We start from the raw sequence: 19,182 nt of genomic DNA on the forward strand, positions 1-19,182 counted from the left end.
TGACCGCCCAGCCCGCTCGACCCATGCCCAATTCGTTCATGCACAGCCCCGACATCGACACCTCCATCGCGGGGGTCCTCCATCGTGCGGTCGAGGTACTGAGCGGAGCCGGCGTGCCCTCGCCCGACGTCGACGCTGAGCTGCTGCTCGGTCACGTGCTCGGACTCGGCCGCGGTCAGCTGCAGGCGCGCGCCGCTATCGGCGCCACCCTGGCGCCGACCGACGCCGTGGAGTATTTCGGGCTGGTGGAGCGCCGCGCCGCTCGCGAACCGCTTCAGCACATCACCGGTGTCGCGCCGTTCCGCACCATCGAACTAGCGGTCGGGCCCGGAGTCTTCGTGCCGCGACCCGAGACCGAACTGGTCGCCCAGTACGCGATCGATGCGCTGCAGGCATCCCCCGGCCCCCAGCCGATCGGCGTCGACCTCGGCACCGGGAGCGGCGCGATCGCGCTGGCCATGGCCACCGAGGTGCCGCATGCCTCCGTGATCGGCGTGGAGAACTCGCCGCTCGCCTTCGTCTGGACCAAGCAGAACTTCCGCCGGATCGCCCCCAACAATGCCCGCCCGGTCTTCATCGACCTCGCCGACGCGCTGCCCGAGCTCAATGGCACGGTGGCAGTCGTCATCTCCAACCCGCCCTACATCCCGCTCGGCGCCATCCCGCGGGACCCCGAGGTGCGCCTGTTCGATCCCGAGGCGGCGCTCTACGGGGGAGTGGACGGACTGGATGTCGTCCGCACCGTGTCCGCGACCGCTCGACGTCTGCTGCACCAGGGTGGCACTCTCGTGCTCGAGCACGGCGAGTTGCAGGGTGCCGAGATCGCCGCGCTGCTCGAGCAGGACGGCTGGAGGGCCATCGCCACCCACCGCGACCTGCTCGGACGCGATCGGGCGACGACGGCCCTCAAATAGCGCGCTTTACGCTTCGTCGTCTTCTGTGTTGTCTTCGTCGGACGCTTCCGCGAGCTGAACTTCGGCTCCGGAGGCGACCGCGAGCATGACCTGCGCGTCGGCGAGCAGTCCGTCGAGGCCGTTCGCCTCGGCGATCTCCGCGGACTGCTGGAACAGGTTCGACGCTCCCACCGGGTCTCCGGCCGAGTGAACGATGCGTCCGCTCTCCAGCAGGATGCGCGTGACGACGACCGGGGCATCCTCCGCCTCGATCTCGATCAGGATGTCGGCGGCCTCGTCGTACCTGCCCTGCAGGCCGAGGGCGCGTGCGAGCTGAGTCTTCAGCTCTGCGCGTTCGATGTCGTCGTACGGGCCGCCCTCGTCGAGTTCGACGCGCACGCGGGCCTCGCTCTGCTCGGCGTCATCGGCGTCCCAGATCTCGTCGAGGGTCTTCTGGTCGAGCATTGTGGGTCCTTTCGAGGGGTTAATGCTGGGTGGTGCTGCGCGCGCGGGCGAAGTCTTCGATGGCGGCGCGCAAGGATGCTGCATCGGTGAAAAGGTGCGCGGTGATGCCCACCGCGGTCGCGCCATCGACGTTCACCTGCAGGTCGTCGGCGAAGAAGACATCCTCTGGTCGGCGGTGGTACCGGTCGAGCACGGCCTCGAAGACCTCCGCGGTCGGCTTGCGGGCGCGGTAGTCGGCGGAGGTGAGCAGATGATCGCCGAACACCGGAACCAGCTCGGACGCCATCGAGCGGATGTGGCGGGCCGTCATCGGGCCGTTGTTGGTGAGGAGAGTGACGTCTCCGAGCTCTGCCGCCCGCTCCACCGCGGCGATCGAGTCGGGCCACGGGGTCATCGCACCGCCGCGGATCGCCACCCACTGCTCCTCGGTGATCGGCACTCCGATCGCCTCGATGAAGGCGGCGAGGTAGTCGTCAGCGTCGGCGAAGCGCCCCGCCTCGGCGGCGTGCTCGCCCTCCGCATGCCACCAGCGCTCGCGCAACTCCGCCTCACTGAAGCCGGTGAGTTCGGTGAGCGCTGCCATGCGGCCGGGCACGTCGTAGTCGTAGAGCACGTCATCCATGTCGAAGACGAACAGCAGTCGATTCGGTTCGGGCGCGGCGGCGTTCATCGCTGCGAAAATCTCTCGATCGCGCCGAGGAGGGCGTCCGTCTGCGGCACCCCGTCGACGTAGGTCAGGTGGTGGCCGGTGATGCCGAGTTCCCTCGCGCCCTCGACGTTCTCCAGCGAGTCATCCGCGAAGAAAGCGTCTTCCGCTCGGGCCCCGTAGTGCTCGAGGGCGAGGCGGTACGCCTCCGGCTTGGGCTTGCGCACCCCCAGCTCCGAGCTGACCAGGACATTGCCGCCGACGACGGCGAAGACATCCGGGGCCAGCACCGGCAGAGACACGGCGAACGGGGAGGGGTTATTGGAGAGCACCGAGACCGTGCCCAGGGTCGCGGCATGAGCGAGCGCCGCAACGCTCTGGGGGATCGGGATGCTCGCGAGCTTGCGCGACTCCTGATAGTCGCGGAGGGTGAGCGCCGCGCCGGTGACGCGCTCGAACTCGGCGAAGTACTCGTCGGGCGTCGGCCATTCGCCCGACTCCGCGCGGCGCTCGTACCCGCCCGCCCACCAGGTCTTGGCCAGGTGGTACTGGCTGGCGCCGGTGATCACGCTCAGCTCGGGCAGTCGCTTGCGAAAGTCGTACGCGTACAGCGTCTTGTCGAAGTCGAACAAATACAGGTCCACGGGCCTCCCAACGGCGTCTTCCAGTATCCCAGCGAAGCGCGCTTCGCAACGACACCGTGGGAGGGCCCGACAGTCGCGTGCGCGGCCGCTGCCGTGCCCAGGGAAGCTGTCAGGGCCGGTCGAAGTAGTATGTGTTCCGACATGGCGACGATCTACGACTGCTCCGACCAGGCGGAGCTTCTCACCGGCATGCGGCTCGCTCGGGTCGCCATCGGCCGCGGGGAGCTCGTCGTGGTTCCGACCGACACGGTGTACGGCCTGGCCGCCGACGCCTTCAGTCCGTCGGCCGTGCAGCGATTGCTGGATGCCAAGGGGCGCACCCGGCAGGCGCCGCCCCCGGTGCTGATCCCCGGCATCCCCACCCTCGATGCTCTCGCCGAGGAGGTGCCGGACGAGGTCCGCGCCCTCGTCGCCGAGTTCTGGCCGGGCGGTCTCACCGTCATCCTCCCGGCGCGTGAATCGCTGCGCTGGGACCTGGGGGAGACCCACGGCACCGTGGCGCTCCGGATGCCGAACAACCGCGTCGCGCTCGAACTCCTGTCGGAGACGGGGCCGCTTGCCGTCTCGTCCGCCAATCTCACCGGGAAGACGGCGGCCACCACCGCGGCCGACGCGGAGGCCATGCTCGAAGACTCCGTGGCGGTCTATCTCGACGGGGGAGAGGTCGGAGACGACTACGACGCCGAGGCCGGTGCGGGCTCCACGATCGTCGATGCCACCGGGCTGCTGTTGGTCGACGCCGACGGCACGCGCGGCGAGCTGAAGATCGTGCGGCACGGTGTCATCTCCGACGAGGCGATCTTCGCGGTGCTCGCCCGGGCGCGCGAGCGCGACTCATGAGACTGATCTTCTACGTCGGTGCCGGGCTGCTGTCTGCCCTGGTCACCTTCGGTCTGGCACACCTCATTACACGGCTGGGGATGAAGTACCGGCTGTACCCGGCCATCCGTGAGCGCGACGTCCACAAGCGTCCGACGCCGCGGCTCGGCGGGATCGCCATGTTCATCGGCATCCTGGTGACCTTCGGTGTCGCGTCTCAGCTGCCGCAGTTTCACCTCATCTTCGCTAAGCCCGGGCCGATCTTCGCGATTCTCGGTGCTGCACTGATCATCGTCGCCATGGGGGTCGCCGACGACATCTGGGACCTCGACTGGGTCACCAAGCTCGCCGGGCAGCTGATCGCCGCCGGCCTCATCGCCTGGCAGGGGGTGCAGCTCACCAGCTTGCCCATCTCGGGCGGCGTCATCCTTCTGTCGTCTTATTCGGGACTCATCATCACGGTGCTCGCGATCGTGCTGGTGATGAACGCCCTCAACTTCATCGACGGCCTCGACGGTCTGGTGGCCGGTGTCGCGATCATCGCCAACGGCGTGTTCTTCCTCTACAGCTACATCCTGGCGACCAAGATCGCGCAGACCGAGTACTTCAACCTGGCCTCGTTCATCACGGCAGTGCTCATCGGCGCCTGCGTCGGATTCCTGCCGCTCAACTGGCACCCCGCAAAACTCTTCATGGGGGATGCCGGCTCCACCCTCGTCGGACTCTTGATGGCCACCTCGGCCATCGCGGTCACCGGTCAGGTCGACGTCGCCAACGTACAGATGTCCCGCCAGCTGTTCCCCGCCTTCATCCCGATCCTGTTGCCCTTCGCGGTGCTGATCGTGCCGCTGATGGACTTCTGTCTCGCCGTTCTACGCCGACTCCGGGCGGGTAAGTCGCCGTTCTCGGCCGACCGCAAGCACCTCCACCACCGGCTGCTCGACATGGGGCATTCGGATGTGCACGCGGTCATCCTGTTCTACGCCTGGACCACGGTGGTCTCCCTCGGCTGCCTGTCGTTCCTCTATTTGCCCACGGTCTGGGCGGTCAGCCTGGTGCTGCTCGGCCTGATCATCTGCGCCGCGTTCACGCTCGCCCCGCTCACCCGGCGCAAGGCCGCGGAGTCGGCGGTGCAGCTGGCCAGTGCTGACCTGACGGCGGAGGCCGGCGTCGAACGCTTCGACCGCCTGGATGCCGCGACCAATGACACCGCGATCGACGCGGCCACCGAAACTCTCGACGAGCGGGCCGCAGCCGCGGCGGCGCTCGACGCGCTCTCCCGGAAGGACACCACCCCATGACCACCCCCCAGCAGGCGAGCGCCTCAGGACAGAGCGCACCGGGAACGAGTGCCACCATCCTCGGGCGGGCGCTCATCTACGGGCTGATCCTCGCCGTGGGCATCGCTGTCGTCGGATCGATCATCGGCTACGCGATCGCCGGCACCTCCGGTCTGCTCAGCGCACTGATCGGGGCCGTCGTCACGGCCCTGTTCATGGGATTCACCGCCGTCAGCATCCTGGTCGCTGCCCGGGTGACCGGCAATGACGCGTCGAGTGTTCTCTTCTTCGGCGTGATCCTGGGCTTCTGGCTGCTCAAGTTCGTCGTCTTCATCGTGATCGTCATCCTGCTGCGCGGTGCACCATTCGTGCAGCCGATGATCATGTTCATCGCCATCCTGGTTGCCGTCATCGGCAGTCTGACGGTCGACGTTCTCGCCTTCGTCCGCACCCGTGTGCCCTACGTGGATGACGCTGCCGCAGCAGGCGAGAACGGCACGATTTCCCCGAAGTAGCCCCGCTGCGGCCGCTATATCACGCCCGAGACGGGTACGTGAACAGCGAAAAGTCTTGATAGGCTAATCGGAGTTTCTTCCCCCCACATTTTCATCGCCGCGCGGTAACGCGCCCCGATTCTGGAGACAGCGCTGTTACATAACGCTCTCAGTAATATTCTCCCTCTCGCGACCGAAGGCGGTTCCGGCAGCGGAGGGTTCCAGGGGCCTTCCCTCGAGGACTTCTTCCCGCCTGGAATCTTCTTCCAGGGAACGATTTTCGAACTGAACCGGATCATGCTGATCCGCCTGCTGATCGTCGTCGTCATCCTGGTGCTGTTCTGGCTCGGAACCCGCAAGATGAAGATCGTCCCCTCCCGTGGCCAGAGCGTCATGGAGTTCGGTCTCGGCTTCGTTCGCAAGAACATCGTCGAAGACAATCTCGGTATCAAAGACGGCAAGCGCTTCCTGCCGCTGCTGACCGCGATGTTCTTCTTCATCCTGTTCATGAACCTGACCTCGGTCGTGCCGTTCCTCAACATCGCGGGAACCTCCGTGCTGGGAATGCCGCTGGTTCTAGCGATCGTCTCCTACATCGCCTTCATCTGGGCCGGCATCCGCAAGCACCCGGGCGCGTTCTTCAAGAACGCACTGTTCCCGTCGGGCGTCGCGTGGCCGATGTACATCATCATCACGCCGATCGAGCTGCTGTCGACCTTCATCCTCCGCCCGGTCACGTTGGCCCTCCGACTTCTGATGAACATGGTCGCCGGCCACATGCTGCTGGTGCTCTGCTTCTCGGCGACGCAGTTCTTCCTCTTCACTGCCGGCGGCTTCTTCTCCGCCTTCAGCATCGGAACGCTTGCCTTCGGCTTCATCTTCACGCTGTTCGAGATCCTCGTCGGCGTGCTGCAGGCCTACGTCTTCACCTTCCTCTCCACCGTCTACATCCAGCTCGCGCTGGCTGAAGAGCACTAAGGGATCCGGCACCCGCCGGGTTCGTCCATCACGAAAGGAACCACATCGTGGACACCAACACCGTCGCCGCCGTCAGCGGTAGCATCGCCCCTCTCGCCTACGGCGTCGCAACGATTGGCCCGGCCATCGGCGTGGGTATCGTCGTCGGCAAGACCGTCGAGTCGGTTGCTCGCCAGCCCGAGCTGCAGGGTCGCCTCACCGGCCTGATGTTCCTCGGTATCGCGTTCACCGAGGCCCTCGCGTTCATCGCGATCGCCGTCGCGTTCATCCCCTTCCCGTCCTGATCTAGCTCCCGAATAGGAGGCTGGAATGCTCAAGGCAATTCTGGTCAAGGCGGCAACGGAGACGATCAACCCGCTGATCCCGCACTTCTACGACATCCTGTGGTCGGCGGTGTGCTTCATCATCATCCTGGCGTTCTTCTTCTGGAAGGTTCTTCCTTCCGTGCAGAAGACTTTGGATGCCCGTGCCGAGGTCATCGAGGGTGGCATCAAGAAGGCCGAGAACGCGCAGGCCGAGGCCGCTGCGGCACTCGACAAGTACAACGATCAGCTGGCAGAGGCTCGCGCCGAGGCTGCTCAGATCCGCGACAAGGCACGCCAGGACGGCACCAAGATCCTGGTCGAGCTCAAGGAGCAGGCATCCGCTGAGGCTGCTCGCATCACCGCGGCAGCTCAGGCGACGATCGAGGCCGAGCGCCTCGCCGCTCTCGCCTCGCTGCGCACCGAGGTGGGCACGCTCGCGATCGACCTGGCCTCCGGAGTCATCGGGCAGAGCCTGTCCGATGACGCGAAGGCGGCAACGCTGGTCGACCAGTTCTTGGCCGACCTCGAGGCGTCAGAAAAAAACAGCGCAGAGAAGACGAGTAAGTAAATGGGATCAGCGACCAGGGAGGCGCTCTCCGCCGCGAGAGCAGAGCTCTCCGCGCTCGGAACCGTCACCCTGGCCACCGCCGAGGAACTGTTCTCCGCCGGCCGCATCATCGGTGCCTCCTCGCAGCTGTTGACGCTGCTGAGCGAGAGCAACGGCGGCACCGGAGCTCAGGACTCGGCAGACGACGCGGACAAGAAGGCTGCCGTTACGGCGGTGTTCGGTCCGAAGTTCGGTGAGCAGACCATCCGTCTGCTGCACTCCGTTGTCGACCACCGCTGGTCGAGCCAGGATGACCTGCTCGCCGGTATCGAGGAGCTCGGTCTTCGTGCCGCGGCCGAATCGGCTGGCAAGGATGTCTCGATCGAGACCGAGCTGTTCGCCTTCGCGACCGCCGTCACGTCCGACCCGAATCTCGAACTCGCGGTCGGCAGCAAGCTCGGAAGCAGTGAGGCCAAGGTCGTCCTCGTGACGCGACTGCTCGAGAAGAAGGTGTCTGCGCAGACCCTGACCATCGTGCGTCAGCTGGTTCAGCAGCCCCGCGGTCGTCGCATCGGCGAGCTGCTGCGCACTGCCGCAACGATCGTCGCAGACCAGTCCGGTCTCGCGGTCGCCACGGTTACGAGCGCAGCGCCCATCGCCACCGAGCAGCTCGCGCGCCTGCAGCGCGGTCTCGCCACGTCGTACGGACGCGAGGTCAAGCTCAACCTGGTGATCGATCCGACCATCATCGGCGGCCTGCGGGTGCAGCTCGGCGACGATGTGATCGACGGCACGGTGTCGCGCAAGCTCAGCGATCTCCGACTTCAACTGGCTGGCTGACAGCCCCACAATCCCCGAGGCCGTGAGGTCTCGCGAAGACAAGGAAGAACAATGGCAGACATCACGATCAGCCCAGACGAGATCCGCGACGCGCTCAAAGACTTCGTCAAGTCCTACGACCCCAGCTCGGCCAGCACCACCGAGGTCGGCTACGTCATCGACGCCGCTGACGGCATCGCGCACGTGCAGGGTCTGCCCGGCGTGATGGCGAACGAGCTCATCCGCTTCGCTGACGGCACCCTCGGCCTCGCCCAGAACCTGGACGAGAACGAGATCGGTGTCGTCGTGCTCGGCCAGTTCGACGAGATCGTCGAAGGCCTCGAGGTCACCCGCACCGGCGAGGTGCTCTCTGTGCCCGTCGGCGACGCCTACCTCGGTCGCGTCGTCAACCCGCTCGGCGAGCCGATCGATGGCCTCGGCCCGATCGAGACCACCGAGCGTCGTGCGCTCGAGCTGCAGGCGCCCGGCGTCATGCAGCGCCAGTCGGTCAAGGAGCCGATGCAGACCGGCATCAAGGCGATCGACGCGATGATCCCGGTTGGCCGCGGCCAGCGCCAGCTGATCATCGGTGACCGCCAGACCGGCAAGACCGCCATCGCGATCGACACGATCATCAACCAGAAGGCCAACTGGGAGACCGGCGACCCGAAGAAGCAGGTTCGCTGCATCTACGTCGCCATCGGCCAGAAGGGCTCGACCATCGCCTCGGTGAAGGGCGCGCTCGAAGACGCCGGAGCCATGGAGTACACGACCATCGTCGCGTCCCCGGCCTCCGACCCGGCCGGCTTCAAGTACCTCGCTCCGTACACCGGTTCTGCAATCGGCCAGCACTGGATGTACGACAGCAAGCACGTACTGATCGTCTTCGACGACCTGTCCAAGCAGGCTGAGGCCTACCGTGCCGTGTCGCTGCTGCTGCGTCGTCCGCCGGGACGTGAGGCATACCCGGGTGACGTCTTCTACCTGCACTCCCGTCTGCTCGAGCGTTGTGCGAAGCTCTCCGACGAGCTGGGCGCCGGCTCGATGACCGGTCTCCCGATCATCGAGACCAAGGCGAACGACGTCTCGGCGTACATCCCGACCAACGTGATCTCCATCACCGATGGCCAGATCTTCCTCCAGTCCGACCTGTTCAACGCCAACCAGCGTCCGGCGGTCGACGTGGGTATCTCCGTCTCGCGAGTCGGTGGCGACGCGCAGGTGAAGTCGATCAAGAAGGTCTCGGGAACGCTGAAGCTCGAGCTCGCGCAGTACCGCTCGCTCGAGGCCTTCGCGCTGTTCGCCTCCGACCTGGATGCGACCAGCCGTCGCCAGCTCGCCCGTGGCGCCCGCCTCACCGAGTTGCTGCGCCAGCCGCAGTACTCGCCGTACCCCGTCGAGGAGCAGGTCGTGTCGATCTGGGCCGGAACGAACGGCAAGCTCGACGAGGTCGCGATCGAAGACGTGCTTCGGTTCGAGCGCGAGCTGCTCGACTACCTCGGGCGCAACACCGAGGTGCTCACCACCCTCCGCGACACCAACGTTCTCGATGACGCCACCACCCAGGCGCTCGACGCCGCGGTCGACGCCTTCAAGCTGGAGTTCCAGACCGGAGAGGGCCAGTCGCTGAATTCGGCCGGCTCCGAGGCCTTCGACTCCGCCGAGGCCGAGGACATCAACCAGGAGCAGATCGTCAAGCAGAAGCGCTAGTCGCTCTGCGGTCGGCGGGTCCTCTGGGGCCCGCCGGCGACATCCGCCCCCCACCTCTTCAACAAGAAAGACAACGACATGGCAGCGCAACTTCGGGTCTACCGGCAGAGGATCAAGTCTGCCCAGACGACCAAGAAGATCACTCGGGCCATGGAGCTGATCTCCGCGTCGCGCATTCAGAAGGCGCTGGCCCGGGTTCATGCATCCAGCCCGTACGCCCGTGCCGTCACCCGTGCGGTTTCGGCCGTTGCGACGTTCTCGAACGTCGACCACATCCTCACCACCGAGCCGGAGAAGATCGAGCGCGCTGCGATCGTCATCTTCTCCTCCGACCGCGGCCTGGCCGGTGCGTTCAACACGAACGTGCTGCGTGAGTCTGAAGAGTTGGCGACCCTGCTCCGCTCGCAGGGCAAGGACATCGTCTACTACTTGGTCGGTCGCAAGGCAGTCGGGTACTTCGCCTTCCGTCGCCGCGAGTCGATCCAGGACTGGATCGGTGGAACGGATGCGCCCGAGTTCGCGACGGCGCAGGAGATCGGTGGCGTGCTGGTCGATAAGTTCATCCAGCCCACCTCCGAGGGTGGCGTGGACGAGATCCACATCGTCTACAACCGCTTCGTCAGCATGCTGACCCAGAGCCCCGAGGTCGTTCGCCTCCTGCCGCTCGAGGTCGTCGAAGGCGTCGAGGAGCCGGGCGAGCACGAGGCCCTGCCGCTCTATGAGTTCGAGCCAGAGGTAGGCGACGTGCTTGACGCGCTTCTTCCCGTTTACATCGAGAGCCGCATCTTCAACGCGATGCTGCAGTCGGCGGCGAGCAAGCACGCGGCGACCCAGCGCGCGATGAAGTCGGCGAGCGACAATGCCGACAAGCTCATCACGGACTACACCCGACTGGCGAACAACGCCCGCCAGTCCGAGATCACCCAGCAGATTTCCGAGATCGTCGGCGGCGCCGACGCCCTCTCGGGCAGCAAGCGATAGAACCTCCGAAGGAGAATAGGGACCATGACCATTACAGCCCCAGAGACCGGAGCCGCCGAGGCGGTAACGCCCGGCATCGGTCGCATCGCCCGCGTCACCGGACCGGTCGTCGACATCGAGTTCCCGCATGACTCGATCCCGACCATCTACAACGCTCTGAAGACCACCATCACCATCGCCGGCGAGTCGACCGAGATCACTCTCGAGGTCGCCCAGCACCTCGGTGACGACCTCGTCCGCGCCATTGCGCTGAAGCCGACCGACGGTCTCGTCCGCGGCCAGGAGGTGCGCGACACCGGCGGCCCGATCACGGTTCCTGTCGGCGATGCCACCAAGGGCAAGGTCTTCAACGTCATCGGCGAGGTGCTCAACGGCGAGCCCGGCGAGACCTACGAGTTCGCTGACCGCTGGTCGATCCATCGCGAGCCCCCGGCCTTCGACCAGCTCGAGTCGAAGACCGAGCTGTTCGAGACCGGTATCAAGGTCATCGACCTCCTCACCCCGTACGTACTGGGTGGAAAGATCGGCCTCTTCGGTGGTGCCGGCGTCGGCAAGACCGTCCTCATCCAGGAGATGATCCAGCGCGTTGCGCAGGACCACGGTGGAGTCTCCGTGTTCGCCGGTGTCGGTGAGCGCACCCGTGAGGGTAACGACCTCATCGGCGAGATGGAGGAGGCGGGTGTCTTCGACAAGACCGCCCTCGTCTTCGGCCAGATGGATGAGCCGCCGGGAACGCGACTCCGTGTTGCACTGTCGGCGCTGACCATGGCGGAGTACTTCCGCGATGTGCAGAACCAGGACGTGCTGCTGTTCATCGACAACATCTTCCGCTTCACCCAGGCCGGATCCGAGGTGTCGACCCTGCTCGGTCGCATGCCGTCCGCCGTGGGTTACCAGCCGAACCTCGCGGACGAGATGGGTGTGCTCCAGGAGCGCATCACCTCGACCCGTGGCCACTCGATCACCTCGCTGCAGGCGATCTACGTTCCTGCCGACGACTACACCGACCCCGCGCCGGCAACGACGTTCGCTCACCTCGACGCGACCACCGAGCTCAGCCGCGAGATCGCGTCGAAGGGTCTGTACCCGGCCGTCGACCCGCTGACCTCGACCAGCCGCATCCTCGACCCCCGTTACCTGGGCGCCGACCACTACCGGGTTGCGACCAACGTCAAGGCGATCCTGCAGAAGAACAAGGAACTGCAGGAGATCATCGCGATCCTCGGTGTCGACGAGCTCTCCGAGGAAGACAAGATCACCGTCTCCCGCGCACGTCGTATCCAGCAGTTCCTGTCGCAGAACACCTACATGGCGAAGAAGTTCACCGGTGTCGAGGGTTCGACGGTGCCGCTGAAGGACACGATCGAGTCGTTCGACGCGATCACCAAGGGCGAGTTCGACCACGTGGCCGAGCAGGCCTTCTTCAACGTCGGAGCAATCTCCGACGTCGAAGAGCAGTGGGCGAAGATCCAGAAGGAGAACGGCTGATAATGGCCGAACTCAGCGCGCACGAACTGCAGGTGAGCGTCGTGTCGGCAGACCAGGAGGTCTGGGCCGGCACGGCGTCGATGGTGGTCGCTCGTACGACCGAAGGTGAGATCGGTATCCTTCCCGGGCACGAGCCCGTGCTGGCGATCCTCGCCGCCGGTGAGGTGCGCATCACGGCAAACGGCGCAGTCTTCACGGCGAATGCCAAAGACGGCTTCCTTTCGGTGGAGCACGACACGGTCACCATCGTGTCGCGTACCGCCGCGCTGGTCTGATTCCGCCGCAGAAATGCTGATCGCGATGGCCGGGCTCCCCGGCGCTGGCAAGAGCACGATCGCCGAGGTTCTCGGCGGTCGGCTCGCCGCGTCGGTGGTGTCCGTCGATCCGATCGAAGCGTCGATCCTTCGTGCTGGCATCGACTCGGACCAGCCGACCGGGCTTGCCGCGTATCTCGTGGCGGAAACCATCGCCGGGTTCGTGCTCGACGCCGGTCAGCATGTGATTGTGGACGCCGTCAACGCGGTCGATCCCGCGCGTGAACAGTGGGTGAGCCTCGCGCAGACCCGCGGCGAGACCCTGAAATTCATCGAAGTGGTCTGCTCTGATCCGGAGCTGCACCGCGTGCGGCTCTCGAAGCGCGCCTCCGAGGCCACGCGCTTCGCCAGCCCGAGCAGCTATGCCGTCGAGCAAAGCCTGGACGAGTACCACCCGTGGTCGGGGTCGAGCGCCGCGATCGCCCGCATCACCCTGGATTCGGTGAACCCGCTCGGTGCGAACGTCGAAGCAGCCCTCGCCTTCCTCGACAGCTAGGCCGTGCTGGTCTTACTGCCGCCATCCGAGACCAAGCGCGACAGCCCTCTTCAGGCAGTGCTCGGATCGGATGACTCGGCTCTCGATCTCTCCGCCCTCGGTTTTCCCGGTCTCGCGTCGCCGCGCCGCACCGCCCTTGCGGCACTGCGCAAGCTCGGCGGCAATCGCGCAACCATGGCGGCAGCGCTGAGGCTCGGGCCGTCTCAACAGTTCGAGATCGACCGCAACCGTGCCGTTCGGACCTCGGCCACGATGCCCGCCCTGGAGCGCTACACGGGCGTTCTCTACGACGCGCTCGAGGTGCAGAGTCTGGATGCCGCGGCTCGCGCCTTTGCCGACGACCACCTGGTCATCCAGTCGGCGCTGTTCGGTCTGCTGCGCGGGTCCGACCCGGTGCCTGCCTACCGGCTTTCGCACGACTCGAAACTGCCAGAGCTGTCGCTGAAGAAGCTCTGGCGCGATCGGGTCTCGGCGGCACTCGGGGATCACGACGGTCTGGTCCTCGATCTGCGGTCCGAGGCATACGTCGAACTCGGCCCGGCTCCCGAGGGCTCGCTGTTTCTCCGCGTCGTCGCCGAGGGCGCTGACGGACGTCGCCGCGCCCTCAACCACTTCAACAAGAAGGGCAAGGGCGAGTTCGCCCGGGCTCTCGTGCAGGCGGGGATCGAGCATCCCGACGCGGAGTCGCTCCTGGTGTGGGCGGCCGGCGCCGGCATCCGGCTCTCCCGGGGCGCGCCCGGCGAGCTCGAGCTGGTCGTGCCCGAGGTTGTCGCGAGCCGTCGCTCGGCCTGAGTCGTGCTGTTCGCCCTGCCGATTGTGCGCAGTTGTGCCCGCTTGTGCGGGTTGTGCCTGCTCGAGCTGGCACATCTAGCACGGTCAGGCACAATCGGCGCGGGTAGCGACAATCGGCGCGGGTAGCGACAATCGGCGCGGGTAGCGACAATCGGCGCGGGCAACCACTACGGGCGCGAGCGGGCACAGCTGTGCACCCGGTAGACCGCGAGTACGCGAGCCGTGGCCGCTAGGGTGAGCGCATGGACCCCAACGATCCCAACAGTTACGGCTACTCGGGTGATCCCGGCCTATGGGTCGCCGCCTACTTCAGCATCTTCTTCGGTGTCATCGTCTTCAGCCTGCTGGTCGGCGTCGCAGCCTATGTGCTGACCGCACTGTCGCTGATGTCCTTCTTCCGCAAGGTGGGGGTGCGGCCATGGATCGCGTGGGTGCCTATCTACAACAACTGGGTCTGGCTGGAGGTCGGTGGCCAGCGCGGCTGGCTGTCGCTGCTGTCCATAGTCCCGTACGGCGGCACGGTCAGCGCGATCTTCTTGTACATCGGGATGTACCGCTCCGGCCTGGCGTTCGGCAAGTCCGGCGGATTCCTCGTGCTCGGCATCTTTCTGCCGTTCGTCTGGGCGTTCATCCTGGGTTCGCGGGCCGAGGTCTACCGCCCGGAGCTCATCGCCGCGGCAGGCTACGGACCTCCGCTCGCCGGCTACGGATCGGTCGGGCACAACTACGCAAACGCGTGGTCGGCGGCGGGCTGGACGACGCCCGCCTGATACGACACGCGCTTACCCCGCTGCCAGGTCTCGATACGCGGATCTCGAAACGCGCTCTCGATCCCCGTCCTCGATAGGCCCACCCAACAGGTGATATCGAGCGGGCGAGCGGGCGCCACTCGATCAGCGGTCGCTGCTACGCGCGCCAGCAGCCCTCGAGATGGTCGTCGACCATGCCGCTGGACTGCATGAGCGCGTACATCGTGGTCGGTCCGACGAATCGGAGTCCGAGCTTTTTCAGGGCCGCGCTCATGGCCGTCGACTGTGGCGTTACCGCGGGTACGTCGGCGAAACTGCGCGGCCGCACGGTGGTGGGCTCTGGCGCGAAACTCCACATCAGCGCGTCGAGAGCGCCCGGCCGATCACGCACCAGTTGTCGCACGACGCGGGCATTGGAAATGGTCGCCGCGATCTTGGCGCGATTGCGAATAATGCCGGTGTTCAGCATCAGCTCGGCCTGGTCGGCATCCGTCATTGCGGCGACCGCGTCGATGTCGAATCCGTGGAACGCCTCGCGGAATTGCGGCCGCCGGCGCAGGATCGTGATCCACGACAACCCGGCCTGAAATCCCTCGAGACTCAGCTTCTCGAACAGCGCACGATCGCCATGCAGCGGCCTACCCCACTCCTCGTCGTGATAGCGGCGGTACTCGGCGTCGGACGCCCCCCAAGCACAGCGCGCCTTGCCGTCGTCGCCGATCACCACCGTGGGGCGGTCGGCGACGGTCACCGGTTGCGTGTCACTCATGCGAAGGCCGTGATGCCCTCGTGCTCGAGCAGCCACAGCTTCGTCGGGACGCCCTCGCCCGCGCTGTATCCGGTGATCTTGTTATTACTCGCCAGCACGCGGTGACACGGCACGATCAGCGGGACGGGGTTGGCCCCGACCGCGCCGCCCACAGCGCGCCCGGCGGTTGGGCGCCCGGTGAGGCGACCGAGGTCGCCGTATGACACCACCTCGCCGAAGCTCAGGTTTTGCAGGGCGGCCCAGATCGCCTTCTGGAACGGTGTTCCCGCCAGCCGCACCGGAACGTCGAATCCGGTGCGCTCGCCGGCGAAATACTCGGCGAGCTGATCGGCGGCACGGTCGAGGACGGCGTCTCTGTGCTCGGGCTGTTCCTCGAGCGGCAGGTGGCCGCCGCGTTCGATGGCGACCGAGGTGACGGCTGTGCCGTCGCCCGTGAGCTCGATGCGGCCGATCGGGCTATCGAGCCGACGAAGGGCAGTCGGGGAGGCCGGAACGCCACGGGCAGGCGCCGACGGATCTGCGGTTGGGACCGCGACGGTGGGGGCTTCGCTGGTGGTCATGAGTCGACTGTAGTTGCGACATCCGTCACTCCTCTGGCGGTTTTCGGACCTGTGCTGAACGCCCTCTCGGTCACGGGCTGTGGGGGAGTGGAGAAGCGCGGCCTAGGCTGAGGAGCATGGCTGAAATCAACTACCGCACCCTCGGCAACTCCGGGCTCGTCGTCTCGACGATCGGGCTCGGCTGCAACAACTTCGGACGCGCACAGACCGTGACCGAGACCCAGGAGGGAACGGATGCCGTCATCCACGCGGCCATCGACGCCGGCGTCACGTTGTTCGACACCGCCGACATCTACGGCTCGGAGCGCGGACTCAGCGAGACGTTGATGGGCAACTCCCTGCGCGGGCGTCGGGGCGAGATCGTGCTCGCGACCAAGTTCGGTATGAACATGGCCGGCACCAACGGCCCGGACTGGGGGGCGCGCGGCTCGCGGCGCTACGTGCGACTCGCGGTGGAGGCATCCCTTCGACGGTTGCAGACGGACTGGATCGACCTGTATCAGCTGCACACCCCCGACCCGTCGACGCCGATCGAGGAGACACTCTCGGTGCTCGACGACCTGATCACCGAGGGGAAGGTGCGCTACATCGGGCACTCGAACCTGACCGGCTGGCAGATCGCCGACGCCGAGTATCAGGCCATCCTCGGCGGCCACCCCAAGTTCATCTCGGCGCAGAACGAATACTCCCTGCTAGTGCGCGGCGTCGAAGACGAGGTGCTGCCCGCGGCGAACCACTACGGGCTCGGCTTTCTGCCGTTCTTTCCGCTGTATAACGGCCTGTTCACCGGCAAGTTCAACGGCGGGGCGCGCCCGGCCGACAGTCGCATCATGGCGATCCGCCCGCACGTGCTCGACGACGTGCCGTGGGACGCCATGGATCGCTACGCCGCCTTCTGCGAGCGCCAGGGCGTGACGATGCTCGCCGCGACGCTCGCCTGGTTGCTCGCTCAGCCCGGCCTCACCAGCGTCATCGCCGGCGTGACCAAGCCGGAGCAGATCGTGCAGAACGTCGAGGCGGCCACTGCCTGGAACCCCACGGTCGACGACCTCGCCGAGATCTCGGCGCTCTTCCCGCCGGCCTGACCCGCCGGGCGAACTCGCGGCTGCCGCACGTGTTTGGCCCCGCCAATGGCCCGCTACCCGACCAGCAGCACTACCTTGCCGCGCAGGTGCCGCGACTCGAGCCGCTCGTAGGCCTCGCGCACCTGCGCGAGCGGGTAGGTGGCCGCGATCGGCAGCACCAGTTCGCCCGAGGCGACCAGCCGGGCAAGTTCCCAGAGCTCTGCGGATGTCTTCTTGCCACTGCCCACCACGGAGATGCCGTACTTGTCCGCACCCTCGAAATACACGACGCTGTTGATCCGCGCGGGGGCGACGCCCAGCTCGAGGGCAGCGAGCACCGTCTCCTCCCCGGCGTTGTCGATGACGGCGGTGATGCCCTGCGGTGCTGCGGCCCGGAGGCGGTCGACGAGCCCGGGGCCGTACGCCACCGGGATGACGCCCAAGCCGCGCAAAAACTCGTGATTCTGCTCGCTGGCGGTACCGATCACGGTCGCTCCGGTGCGCAGAGCGAACTGCGCAGCCAGGATGCCGACCCCGCCCGCGGCAGCGCTGACCAGCACCGTGTCGGCTGCGGTGGGGGCGACGGCATCCGTCGACCGCAGGGCGGTGTTGCCGACGGAGTACAGACCTCCGGCACTGGCCCAGTCGAGGCCGGCGGGCTTGGCGGCGACGTGCGTGGCGTTCACGACCACGAACTCGGCCTGTGCCGTGAGGGGCGCCCAGCCGAGTACCTCATCACCGACGGCCAGGCCGGTGACGCCGTCTCCCAGCTCGTCGATCACGCCGGCGAACTCCGAGCCCTGCCGGGAGGGGAGGGTGTGCGAAGGCATCACCGCGGGACTGCGCCGCAGCTTGTAGTCGAAGGCGTTGAGCCCGGCGGCGCGCACGGCGACGCGCACCTGCCCCGGCCCCGCGTGCGGCTCCGGCACGTCGATGATCTCGAGGACGTCGGGGCCGCCATAGGCGGAATAGCTGACTGCGAGGGACATCCGTCAAGACTAGGGCCGCACCTCCCTGCCGGGCCGGAGCGGAAGAGTCGCGGCGCCTCAGTGCCCCGTCAGCGGTGCCATCAGTCGCGCGATCCGCGACGGTGAGCCGGTGAGGCGTTCCTCGGTGTCGGCCGCGGCCATCGCCGCCGTGCCCAGGTTTGCACCGACATAGCGCAGCGGCTCCGGCTCCCAGCGCGGCGAGCGGTGGCCGACCCACGGCAGTGTCGTGAGCTCGGTCGCTCGGTCGAGGATAAGGTCACTCAGGGTGCGCCCGGCGAGGTTGGTGGTGCTGAGACCGTCCCCGACGTAGCCGCCGGCGCTGGCGATGCCGGTCGCCCGGTCGTGGCGAACGCTGGCGTGCCAGTCTCGCGGCACGCCGAGTGGTCCGCCCCAGCGATGCGTGACGGCGACGTCACGGGTGGCGGGGAAGAGGTCGGCGAGGGTCACCCGGAGGTGCTCGAACACGTCGGGCGCTCGATCGTAGGACGAACGGATGCTCGAGCCCCAGTGATAGCGCGCGCCGCGTCCGCCGAACGCCACCCGATTGTCGGCGGTGCGCTGCCCGTACACCAGGAGGTGGCGGAAATCGGCGAAGGTCTGCCCATGCTCGATGCCGAATTCGCGCCAGGCGGCATCGCTGAGCGGTTCGGTCGCGATCATCAGGGAGTACAGCGGCAGTACGTCCCGGTGGGTGCGGGGCAGTGTGGCCCCATAGCCCTCCGTGGCGATGACGACGGTGTCGGCGGTGATCGATCCGCGGTCGGTCAGCACGCGATGCGGCTGCCAGTCGAGCACCTCGGTCTGCTCGGCGATGCGCACTCCGAGGCCCTCGACCACGCGGGCGAGGCCGCGGACGAGCTTGCCAGGGTGTAGTCGCGCGCAGGCGGGATCGAAACTGCCCTGCGCGGTCTGGATGATCTCGTCGACACCGTAGGCGGCGGCATCCGTCACCTCGGTCTGGGCGGCGGCTCGCTGCACAGACCCGCGCGCGAAGCTCACGGTGCCGCCCCGGAGGTAATCGCAGTCGATGCCCTCGGCGGAGCTGACCCGGCCCACCTCGTCGACCGTGTCGATCATCGCGCGGCGCATGGCGAGCGCGGCGGGGCGTCCGTGCATCCGTTCCAGTTTCGCGGTGGAGGCGGGGAACAGCGCCGAGCACCAGCCGCCATTGCGACCGGACGCGCCGAAGCCCGCGATCTGCTTTTCGAGCACCACGATGCGCAGTGTCGGGTCGGCCTTCGCTAGGTAATAGGCAGTCCAGAGGCCGGTGAGCCCGGCTCCGACGATCGCGACGTCCACTGCGGCGTCGCCGTCCAATGGTGAGCGCGGCGTGAACGGCTCGTCGAGCGAGTCGAACCAGAAGCTCAGATCGCGATAGCG

Annotated in this window: 23 protein-coding genes; 16 read left to right on the forward strand and 7 right to left on the reverse strand. The window is 66.8% G+C overall.

Features of this window, described 5'->3' with window-relative positions; translation table 11 throughout:
- Nucleotides 1-38: 38 nt before the first annotated feature.
- Complete coding sequence (prmC, locus tag IV501_RS07560; RefSeq protein ID WP_200556151.1) at nt 39-914, forward strand: peptide chain release factor N(5)-glutamine methyltransferase; 876 nt, start codon at nt 39-41, stop codon at nt 912-914.
- A 6-nt stretch (nt 915-920) separates the two neighbouring features.
- Here prmC and IV501_RS07565 read toward each other — a convergent pair whose 3' ends face one another.
- Genes IV501_RS07565 through IV501_RS07575 form a run of 3 tightly spaced genes read right to left on the reverse strand, consistent with a single transcriptional unit; the run spans nt 921 to nt 2,648 of the window.
- Nucleotides 921-1,358, reverse strand: a complete 438-nt coding sequence (locus IV501_RS07565; protein ID WP_200555831.1) for a hypothetical protein — start codon at nt 1,356-1,358, stop codon at nt 921-923.
- Nucleotides 1,359-1,377: 19 nt separating this feature from the next.
- Entirely contained in the window at nt 1,378-2,028 is a 651-nt protein-coding gene (locus IV501_RS07570) for an HAD family hydrolase (protein WP_200555832.1), read from the reverse strand.
- Entirely contained in the window at nt 2,025-2,648 is a 624-nt protein-coding gene (locus IV501_RS07575) for an HAD-IA family hydrolase (RefSeq protein ID WP_200555833.1), read from the reverse strand. Before IV501_RS07575 ends, IV501_RS07570 begins: the two co-directional genes overlap by 4 nt.
- A 141-nt stretch (nt 2,649-2,789) precedes the next feature.
- Between IV501_RS07575 and IV501_RS07580 the strand changes: the two genes are divergently transcribed.
- The 14 genes from IV501_RS07580 (at nt 2,790) to IV501_RS07645 (ending at nt 14,441) form a co-directional block, all read left to right on the forward strand.
- Nucleotides 2,790-3,488, forward strand: coding sequence for an L-threonylcarbamoyladenylate synthase (locus IV501_RS07580; RefSeq protein WP_200555834.1), 699 nt, complete (start codon nt 2,790-2,792; stop codon nt 3,486-3,488).
- A gap of 2 nt (nt 3,489-3,490) precedes the next feature.
- On the forward strand, nt 3,491-4,768 hold the full coding sequence (locus tag IV501_RS07585) for an MraY family glycosyltransferase (RefSeq protein ID WP_372430748.1): 1,278 nt from the start codon (nt 3,491-3,493) through the stop codon (nt 4,766-4,768).
- Nucleotides 4,765-5,262 carry a Cg1360 family ATP-synthase-associated protein gene (locus IV501_RS07590; protein ID WP_200555836.1) on the forward strand — a complete coding sequence of 166 codons (498 nt, stop codon included), beginning with the start codon at nt 4,765-4,767 and terminating at the stop codon, nt 5,260-5,262. The genes IV501_RS07585 and IV501_RS07590 overlap by 4 nt, the downstream gene beginning before the upstream one ends.
- Before the next feature lie 156 nt (nt 5,263-5,418).
- On the forward strand, nt 5,419-6,219 hold the full coding sequence (gene atpB / locus IV501_RS07595; protein WP_307812242.1) for a F0F1 ATP synthase subunit A: 801 nt from the start codon (nt 5,419-5,421) through the stop codon (nt 6,217-6,219).
- Nucleotides 6,220-6,266: 47 nt separating this feature from the next.
- Nucleotides 6,267-6,503 carry an ATP synthase F0 subunit C gene (gene atpE, locus IV501_RS07600; protein ID WP_200555837.1) on the forward strand — a complete coding sequence of 79 codons (237 nt, stop codon included), beginning with the start codon at nt 6,267-6,269 and terminating at the stop codon, nt 6,501-6,503.
- 25 nt (nt 6,504-6,528) lie between these two features.
- The gene (locus tag IV501_RS07605; RefSeq protein WP_200555838.1) at nt 6,529-7,092 is read left to right on the forward strand and encodes a F0F1 ATP synthase subunit B; all 564 of its coding nucleotides are present in this window, start codon (nt 6,529-6,531) and stop codon (nt 7,090-7,092) included.
- Nucleotides 7,093-7,911 carry a F0F1 ATP synthase subunit delta gene (locus IV501_RS07610; protein WP_200555839.1) on the forward strand — a complete coding sequence of 273 codons (819 nt, stop codon included), beginning with the start codon at nt 7,093-7,095 and terminating at the stop codon, nt 7,909-7,911.
- Nucleotides 7,912-7,962: 51 nt separating this feature from the next.
- Nucleotides 7,963-9,600 (forward strand): F0F1 ATP synthase subunit alpha, encoded by a 1,638-nt coding sequence (atpA, locus tag IV501_RS07615; RefSeq protein ID WP_200555840.1) that lies wholly within the window; start codon nt 7,963-7,965, stop codon nt 9,598-9,600.
- A 78-nt stretch (nt 9,601-9,678) separates the two neighbouring features.
- Complete coding sequence (locus tag IV501_RS07620; RefSeq protein WP_200555841.1) at nt 9,679-10,581, forward strand: F0F1 ATP synthase subunit gamma; 903 nt, start codon at nt 9,679-9,681, stop codon at nt 10,579-10,581.
- Between the two features lie 24 nt (nt 10,582-10,605).
- A complete protein-coding gene (gene atpD / locus IV501_RS07625) occupies nt 10,606-12,069 on the forward strand; it encodes a F0F1 ATP synthase subunit beta (RefSeq protein ID WP_200555842.1) in 1,464 nt (487 codons plus the stop codon).
- A gap of 2 nt (nt 12,070-12,071) precedes the next feature.
- Nucleotides 12,072-12,344 carry a F0F1 ATP synthase subunit epsilon gene (locus tag IV501_RS07630; RefSeq protein WP_200555843.1) on the forward strand — a complete coding sequence of 91 codons (273 nt, stop codon included), beginning with the start codon at nt 12,072-12,074 and terminating at the stop codon, nt 12,342-12,344.
- A 25-nt stretch (nt 12,345-12,369) separates the two neighbouring features.
- The gene (locus tag IV501_RS07635; RefSeq protein ID WP_234698352.1) at nt 12,370-12,879 is read left to right on the forward strand and encodes a P-loop nucleotide/nucleoside kinase family protein; all 510 of its coding nucleotides are present in this window, start codon (nt 12,370-12,372) and stop codon (nt 12,877-12,879) included.
- A gap of 3 nt (nt 12,880-12,882) precedes the next feature.
- Nucleotides 12,883-13,671: a YaaA family protein gene (locus IV501_RS07640; RefSeq protein ID WP_200555845.1), complete on the forward strand. Its 789-nt coding sequence runs from the start codon at nt 12,883-12,885 to the stop codon at nt 13,669-13,671.
- A gap of 242 nt (nt 13,672-13,913) precedes the next feature.
- The gene (locus IV501_RS07645) at nt 13,914-14,441 is read left to right on the forward strand and encodes a DUF5684 domain-containing protein (RefSeq protein ID WP_200555846.1); all 528 of its coding nucleotides are present in this window, start codon (nt 13,914-13,916) and stop codon (nt 14,439-14,441) included.
- Nucleotides 14,442-14,577: 136 nt separating this feature from the next.
- Here IV501_RS07645 and IV501_RS07650 read toward each other — a convergent pair whose 3' ends face one another.
- Complete coding sequence (locus IV501_RS07650) at nt 14,578-15,189, reverse strand: DNA-3-methyladenine glycosylase I (RefSeq protein WP_200555848.1); 612 nt, start codon at nt 15,187-15,189, stop codon at nt 14,578-14,580.
- Nucleotides 15,186-15,749, reverse strand: coding sequence for a methylated-DNA--[protein]-cysteine S-methyltransferase (locus IV501_RS07655; protein ID WP_200555850.1), 564 nt, complete (start codon nt 15,747-15,749; stop codon nt 15,186-15,188). The genes IV501_RS07650 and IV501_RS07655 overlap by 4 nt, the downstream gene beginning before the upstream one ends.
- A gap of 116 nt (nt 15,750-15,865) precedes the next feature.
- On the opposite strand from IV501_RS07655, the gene IV501_RS07660 reads away from it, so the two are divergent.
- Nucleotides 15,866-16,834, forward strand: a complete 969-nt coding sequence (locus IV501_RS07660) for an aldo/keto reductase (RefSeq protein WP_200555852.1) — start codon at nt 15,866-15,868, stop codon at nt 16,832-16,834.
- Between the two features lie 53 nt (nt 16,835-16,887).
- Here the strand turns inward: IV501_RS07660 and IV501_RS07665 are convergent, their stop codons facing one another.
- Nucleotides 16,888-17,802: an NADP-dependent oxidoreductase gene (locus IV501_RS07665; RefSeq protein WP_200555854.1), complete on the reverse strand. Its 915-nt coding sequence runs from the start codon at nt 17,800-17,802 to the stop codon at nt 16,888-16,890.
- Between the two features lie 57 nt (nt 17,803-17,859).
- On the reverse strand, nt 17,860-19,101 hold the full coding sequence (locus tag IV501_RS07670) for an NAD(P)/FAD-dependent oxidoreductase (RefSeq protein WP_307812228.1): 1,242 nt from the start codon (nt 19,099-19,101) through the stop codon (nt 17,860-17,862).
- Nucleotides 19,102-19,182: the final 81 nt, after the last annotated feature.

The sequence above is a fragment of the Lacisediminihabitans changchengi genome (genome assembly GCF_016634425.1).
GTDB classification, from domain to species: Bacteria; Actinomycetota; Actinomycetes; order Actinomycetales; family Microbacteriaceae; genus Lacisediminihabitans; species Lacisediminihabitans changchengi.

Coding starts and splice junctions, on each gene's coding strand:
- IV501_RS07665 (WP_200555854.1), bottom strand. CDS start 17,802: ATGTCCCTCGCAGTCAGCTATTCCGCCTATGGCGGCCCCGACGTCCTC.
- IV501_RS07570 (WP_200555832.1), bottom strand. CDS start 2,028: ATGAACGCCGCCGCGCCCGAACCGAATCGACTGCTGTTCGTCTTCGAC.
- IV501_RS07655 (WP_200555850.1), bottom strand. CDS start 15,749: ATGACCACCAGCGAAGCCCCCACCGTCGCGGTCCCAACCGCAGATCCG.
- IV501_RS07580 (WP_200555834.1), top strand. CDS start 2,790: ATGGCGACGATCTACGACTGCTCCGACCAGGCGGAGCTTCTCACCGGC.
- IV501_RS07630 (WP_200555843.1), top strand. CDS start 12,072: ATGGCCGAACTCAGCGCGCACGAACTGCAGGTGAGCGTCGTGTCGGCA.
- IV501_RS07610 (WP_200555839.1), top strand. CDS start 7,093: ATGGGATCAGCGACCAGGGAGGCGCTCTCCGCCGCGAGAGCAGAGCTC.
- atpD (WP_200555842.1), top strand. CDS start 10,606: ATGACCATTACAGCCCCAGAGACCGGAGCCGCCGAGGCGGTAACGCCC.
- IV501_RS07605 (WP_200555838.1), top strand. CDS start 6,529: ATGCTCAAGGCAATTCTGGTCAAGGCGGCAACGGAGACGATCAACCCG.
- IV501_RS07590 (WP_200555836.1), top strand. CDS start 4,765: ATGACCACCCCCCAGCAGGCGAGCGCCTCAGGACAGAGCGCACCGGGA.
- IV501_RS07620 (WP_200555841.1), top strand. CDS start 9,679: ATGGCAGCGCAACTTCGGGTCTACCGGCAGAGGATCAAGTCTGCCCAG.
- IV501_RS07635 (WP_234698352.1), top strand. CDS start 12,370: ATGGCCGGGCTCCCCGGCGCTGGCAAGAGCACGATCGCCGAGGTTCTC.
- IV501_RS07650 (WP_200555848.1), bottom strand. CDS start 15,189: ATGAGTGACACGCAACCGGTGACCGTCGCCGACCGCCCCACGGTGGTG.
- IV501_RS07565 (WP_200555831.1), bottom strand. CDS start 1,358: ATGCTCGACCAGAAGACCCTCGACGAGATCTGGGACGCCGATGACGCC.
- prmC (WP_200556151.1), top strand. CDS start 39: ATGCACAGCCCCGACATCGACACCTCCATCGCGGGGGTCCTCCATCGT.
- IV501_RS07645 (WP_200555846.1), top strand. CDS start 13,914: ATGGACCCCAACGATCCCAACAGTTACGGCTACTCGGGTGATCCCGGC.
- atpA (WP_200555840.1), top strand. CDS start 7,963: ATGGCAGACATCACGATCAGCCCAGACGAGATCCGCGACGCGCTCAAA.
- IV501_RS07660 (WP_200555852.1), top strand. CDS start 15,866: ATGGCTGAAATCAACTACCGCACCCTCGGCAACTCCGGGCTCGTCGTC.